At 72.9% G+C, this 4,659-nt stretch carries 4 protein-coding genes and 3 pseudogenes; 2 read left to right on the top strand and 5 right to left on the bottom strand.

Features of this window, described 5'->3' with window-relative positions:
• Window positions 1-1,271 (bottom strand): amidohydrolase family protein (locus AB8Z75_RS31730; protein WP_369208070.1); only part of this gene is annotated, 1,271 nt, incomplete at its 3' end.
• 122 nt (window positions 1,272-1,393) lie between these two features.
• Here AB8Z75_RS31730 and AB8Z75_RS31725 point away from each other — a divergent pair.
• Window positions 1,394-1,606 carry a DUF2180 family protein gene (locus AB8Z75_RS31725; RefSeq protein WP_369208069.1) on the top strand — a complete coding sequence of 71 codons (213 nt, stop codon included), beginning with the start codon at window positions 1,394-1,396 and terminating at the stop codon, window positions 1,604-1,606.
• A 141-nt stretch (window positions 1,607-1,747) separates the two neighbouring features.
• On the opposite strand, the pseudogene AB8Z75_RS31720 reads toward AB8Z75_RS31725, so the two are convergent.
• From AB8Z75_RS31720 to AB8Z75_RS31710, 3 genes and pseudogenes are all read right to left on the bottom strand, one after another.
• Window positions 1,748-2,707, bottom strand: a pseudogene (locus AB8Z75_RS31720) (SDR family oxidoreductase); the annotation flags it as partial.
• A 52-nt stretch (window positions 2,708-2,759) separates the two neighbouring features.
• Window positions 2,760-2,909, bottom strand: a pseudogene (locus tag AB8Z75_RS31715) (SDR family NAD(P)-dependent oxidoreductase); the annotation flags it as partial.
• A 131-nt stretch (window positions 2,910-3,040) separates the two neighbouring features.
• On the bottom strand, window positions 3,041-3,802 hold the full coding sequence (locus AB8Z75_RS31710; RefSeq protein ID WP_369208067.1) for a VOC family protein: 762 nt from the start codon (window positions 3,800-3,802) through the stop codon (window positions 3,041-3,043).
• A gap of 376 nt (window positions 3,803-4,178) precedes the next feature.
• On the opposite strand from AB8Z75_RS31710, the gene AB8Z75_RS31705 reads away from it, so the two are divergent.
• On the top strand, window positions 4,179-4,367 hold the full coding sequence (locus tag AB8Z75_RS31705; protein ID WP_369208065.1) for a DUF5133 domain-containing protein: 189 nt from the start codon (window positions 4,179-4,181) through the stop codon (window positions 4,365-4,367).
• Here the strand turns inward: AB8Z75_RS31705 and AB8Z75_RS31700 are convergent.
• Window positions 4,355-4,659, bottom strand: a pseudogene (locus AB8Z75_RS31700) (hypothetical protein); the annotation flags it as partial. The gene AB8Z75_RS31705 and the pseudogene AB8Z75_RS31700 sit on opposite strands and share 13 nt — an antisense overlap.

Below are 4,659 nucleotides of genomic sequence, written 5' to 3'. Positions count from 1 at the left end.
ACGAGGGGGTGGCCCTGGACGAGGGTGTGGCGGGGGCGTACGGGGCCGCAGCGGAGCCAGGCCTCGACCAGGTCGGTGTGGGCGCCGGCGAAGGCGAACTCGTCCAGGTCCCAGACCACGACGTCTCCGGGGGCGCCGGGTTCGAGGCGGCCCAGACCGTCCTCGCGGCCCAGGCAGGCGGCAGCGTCGACGGTGGCGGCGCGCAGGATGTCGCGGGCGGTGGCCGCCCCGGCGCCGCCGCGCTCCCGTGCGGCGGTCAGCGCCGTGCGCGCCTCCAGCCACAGCGAGGCGTGGTCGGTGGAGGCGGAACCGTCGCAGCCGAGGCCGACGGTGACGCCCGCGTCACGCAGCGCGGGCAGGCTCGCCGCCCCCGCGCCGAGCATCATCGTCGAGCCGGGGCAGTGGGCGACGCCGGTGCCCCAGCGTCCCAGCCGCTCCCTCTCCTCGGGTTCGGTGAAGATGAAGTGCGCGACCCAGGCCCGGTCGCTGCCCCAGCCCACGTGCTCGAACTGTTCGACGGGGCGGCGGCCGAAGGTCTTGTGGCAGTACTCCTCCTCGCCCAGGGACTCGGCCAGGTGCGTGTGCAGCCGTACGTCCAGCCGCTCGCCGAGACGGGCCGTCTCCACCATCAGGCGTTCGCTCACGGCGGCCTGTGTGGAAGGAGCCAGTGCGATGCGGAGCATCGAGCCCGGTGCCGGGTCGTGGTAGGTGCGCACGAGGCGTTCGCTGTCGGCCAGGATCTCCTCGACGCTTTCGGTGAGTCGCTCGGGGGCGGGACCGCCGTCCTTCTCGGACAGGTCCAGGGCGCCCCGTGCGGGATGGAAGCGCAGTCCCACGTCGCGGGCGGCGCGGATCTGGGCGTCGATGAGGCGGGGGCGCGGGTGCGCGTAGAGCATGTCCGTGGTCGTGGTGCAGCCGCCCAGAGCGAGCTCTGCCAGGCCGACCCAGGTGGAAACCTCGACGGCTTCCTCGTCCACCTCGGCCCAGAGGGGGTAGAGCGCCTTCAGCCAGTCGAACAGTTCGTAGCCGGTCGCGGGGGCGTAGGCGCGGGTGAGGTTCTGGAAGATGTGGTGGTGGGTGTTGATCAGCCCCGGGGTGACCAGTGCGCCGCGCGCGGACAGGGTGCGGGTCGCTTCGGGTTCGTCGCCCGGGCGTCCGGTGCCCGCCACCGAGCCGCCGCTGAGGGCGACCCAGCCGCCGGGGATCTCGTCCCCTGCCATGGTGACGACCGTTTCCGCGTCGCGGATGAGTGTGTCGGCCGGGAGGTTCACGGACAGCTCCTCGTCGGTTGTGCGTACAGGTGTGGATGCGTGCGCGGCCGGGCCGGGGGAACTCGCGGACGGTCGGGCCTGACGGCGCCGAGTGAGACGGAAGAGACGGGAAGAGAGGCGTCATGCACTGCTACGACTGTTCCAGGGAAGGCAACGAGAACGTGGCCGTCGCCGTCTGCGTCGACTGCGGCGCGGGTGTGTGCACGCGCCATCTGCACGATGAGCCGGAGCCGGTCCGCCGTTCCAGCGCGACCGGCCGGGTCTGGTCGCCGCACGACGCGCGCCGGATGGTCTGCCTCGTGTGTCACGAGTCGCTGCAGCAGAACCCAAGCTGACTCCCTCGCCCTGCCAACCACCGCCCCCTCCAGGGCCATCCACCGCCCCCCTCCAGGCCGGGGCGGTTCCAGGCCGGGACGGTGCGACTTCGGCCAGGCGCCTCGGCGCCCCAGTCAGGCGCCGAGGCCAAGCGCCGGGACTCAGCTCCGCACCGTCCGCGCCACCGCTGCCGCCCCCGCGGCAGCGGCCGCCGCCGTTCCGAGCGCGGCGAGCAGGCCGTGGTGGTGGGAGGCCCACAACTGGTAGCTGCGCTTGGTGGCCTCGTCGTCGAACTCGCCGTGCGCGCCGTAGTCGTGCTGCTGGTCGGCGGGTTTCCACAGGTTGTCGGGCTGGGAGGGGGCGCGCTCGTGGTCGGCCTGCTGCCCCTTGAAAGCGGTCTTGGCGAGGTAGCGGTCGAGCAGTCCGGGCGCGAACTTGTCGCCCAGCAGGGTGCCCACGGTGGAGCCGCCGACCCAGTACTCGCGGCGCCTCGGGTGGTCGGCCGCGTACAGGACGCCGCGCGCGGCGACCTCCGGCTGGTACACGGGGGCGACGGGGCGGGGGTTGTTCGGCAGCCGCGACTTGACCCAGGTGAACTGCGGGGTGTTGAGCCCGGGCAGCTGCACCATCGTCGCCTTGACGCCGCTCTTGGCGTGGAGCAGCTCGCAGCGCAGCGACTCGTGGAAGCCCTGGATGGCGTGTTTGGCCGCGCAGTAGGCCGCCTGCAGCGGGATGCCGCGGTAGGCCAGCGCGGAGCCGACCTGGACGATGGTCCCCGCGTCGCGGGGTTCCATGTGGCGCAGTGCGGCCAGTGTCCCGTGGACGAAGCCGAGGTAGGTGACCTCCGTCGCCCGGCGGAACTCCTCGGCGCGCACCTCGTTGACCGGCGCGAAGACGGTGGAGAACGCCACGTTCACCCACACCGAGATCGGCCCGAGTTCCCGTTCGATCCGCTCCGCTGCCGCGTCGACGGCGGTGTGGTCGCTGACGTCGACGTCCAGCGGGAGCGCCGTGCCGCCCGCGTCGCGTACGTCGTCGGCGGCGCGCGCCAGGCCTTCTTCGCCGCGGGCGATGAGGGCGACGCGGGCGCCGCCGACGACGTACGCSCTCGCCGTCGCCCTCCAGCGGGAGCGCCGTGCCGCCCGCGTCGCGTACGTCGTCGGCGGCGCGCGCCAGGCCTTCTTCGCCGCGGGCGATGAGGGCGACGCGGGCGCCGCGCCCCCCGAAGGCCCTCGCCGTCGCCCGGCCCACCCCGCCGCTGGCGCCGGTGACCACGACGACCTGGCCGTCTGCTCCCGCGGGACTCGACTGCGCTCGGCTCATCGGCACACCTTCCTCGTCTTCGCGTACGGTCCCGTCGCGCGGGCGCCGCCTCGTCCTGCCGTGCGGCGTCCTGCCGTGCGGCGGCTCACCGGGTACCCGCGAGGCGGCCTCGGTCACACGTGCCCGGGCTCTCAGGGGCCGAGGAGGGAGAAGAGGCCGCCGTCCGGGTCGCGTACCGTCGCGTAGCGGCCGTGGGAGGCGTGCTGGACGGGCGAGATCACCGTGCCGCCCGTCTTCTCGACGGCGGCCAGCGCGGCGTCGATGTCGGTGGCGCGGAAGTAGACGTCCCAGCGGGTGCGCCGCTGCGGGTCGGGTGCTGCCTCGACGCCGCCGCCGCGTAGCCCGGCGACGGTCTCACCGTCCACCAGGATGTGCACCTCGTCCTGCTGCTCCTCGTAGCTCACCCCGTGGCTGGGGTTCTTCGTCCAGTCGAGCACCTCGCCGTAGAAGAGCGCCGCGGCGAAGGCGTCGCTGGTGTGCAGTTGCAGCCAGGCCGGCGCGTGTCCCGCGCCCACCGCCCAGCCGCGCGGCAACTCGCCCTGCCACAGGCCGAACGCCGCGCCGTGGGGGTCCGCGGCCATTACGGCGCGGCCCTCGCCCACGCGCAGCGGGCCGACAGCGACCGTGGCGCCGCGTTCGCTGATGCGTTCGCATGCCAGGTCGGCGTTGTCGGCGGAGAAGAAGACGGTCCAGCGGACGGGCAGTTGCCAGGAGACGGCGGCTTCGTTGAACCCGGCCACCGGTGCGCCTTCCCTGGTGGCGGTGCGGAAGCCCGTGCCGAGGGAGCTGTCCACGAAGGACCACCCCAGTACGGCGCTGTAGAACTCCTCGGTGGCCCGCCGGTCGCGGACGGTGAGGCTGACCCAGCATGGCACTCCGGGTACGGAATCCATCACGACACCTCTAGCCTCCTGGGCGTTCCTTTCTCGCGTCTCGTCGTGTGTTTCTCTAGCGCTGTCCTGTGCGACTTTTTCCTGCCTCTCCGGGCTTCTGTTCCTGGCCTTCCGGATGCCTGCTTCGTTGCGGCTTCGTCCCTGCCTCGTCCTTGCTTAGTCCATGCCGCGTCCTCGCTTCGCGATTCCTGTGCGCCGTGGTGCCCCTCGTCCGCAGAGGTGAAACAAGGAGGGGAATGTACGTTTTTGTGAGTTTTGCTCTTTCTGCTGTCGGGTACTGGGCGGGATGCGCCGATTCCGCGGCAGCCGTCGCGGCCCCGGCCGGTCTTCACCCGCACTCGTCGAGCGCCGTCGCGCGCCCCTGGAGGAACCCGCCATGATGGCCCATCCCGACACCCTGCGAGAGCTGCTCAACCGCTACGAGACGCTCCGCGCCCGCCCCGGCCGTCCTCAGGAGCTGGACGACGTCTCGTACACGCTGTGCGTCTCGACGAACACCCGCGACATCCACGACGCGCTGCGCGCCGCACGCGAGCACATCGCCGGCGCCGCTCAGGCGGCCTGAGCGTCCGACGGCCGCGGCCTGCGCGCCCGCACCCGCGCCGACCCCGTCCGCGCCGATCCCGCCCGCGCCGACCCCGTTCGGGTGGGGCGCCACGTGGCCACCACGGCGCCGGCCAGCAGCAGCTCGGCGATGTCACCGCCGTAGTACATGAGTTCCGCGCCTCCCCGCACCTGTTCGACCGGTGCGGGGATGTCGATGAGGAAACCCCCGTACATCAGCTGGGACAGCACGGCGTGGCCGGCGATCGCCGCGCCCAGCAGCACCMGTCGCGCGGGCACCCGGGGGCGGGCGC

The sequence above is a fragment of the Streptomyces sp. PU-14G genome (genome assembly GCF_041028275.1).
Lineage (GTDB): Bacteria > Actinomycetota > Actinomycetes > Streptomycetales > Streptomycetaceae > Streptomyces.
The sequence above is the reverse complement of the archived record's forward strand: the minus strand, read 5'-3'. Positions and strand labels throughout refer to the sequence as shown.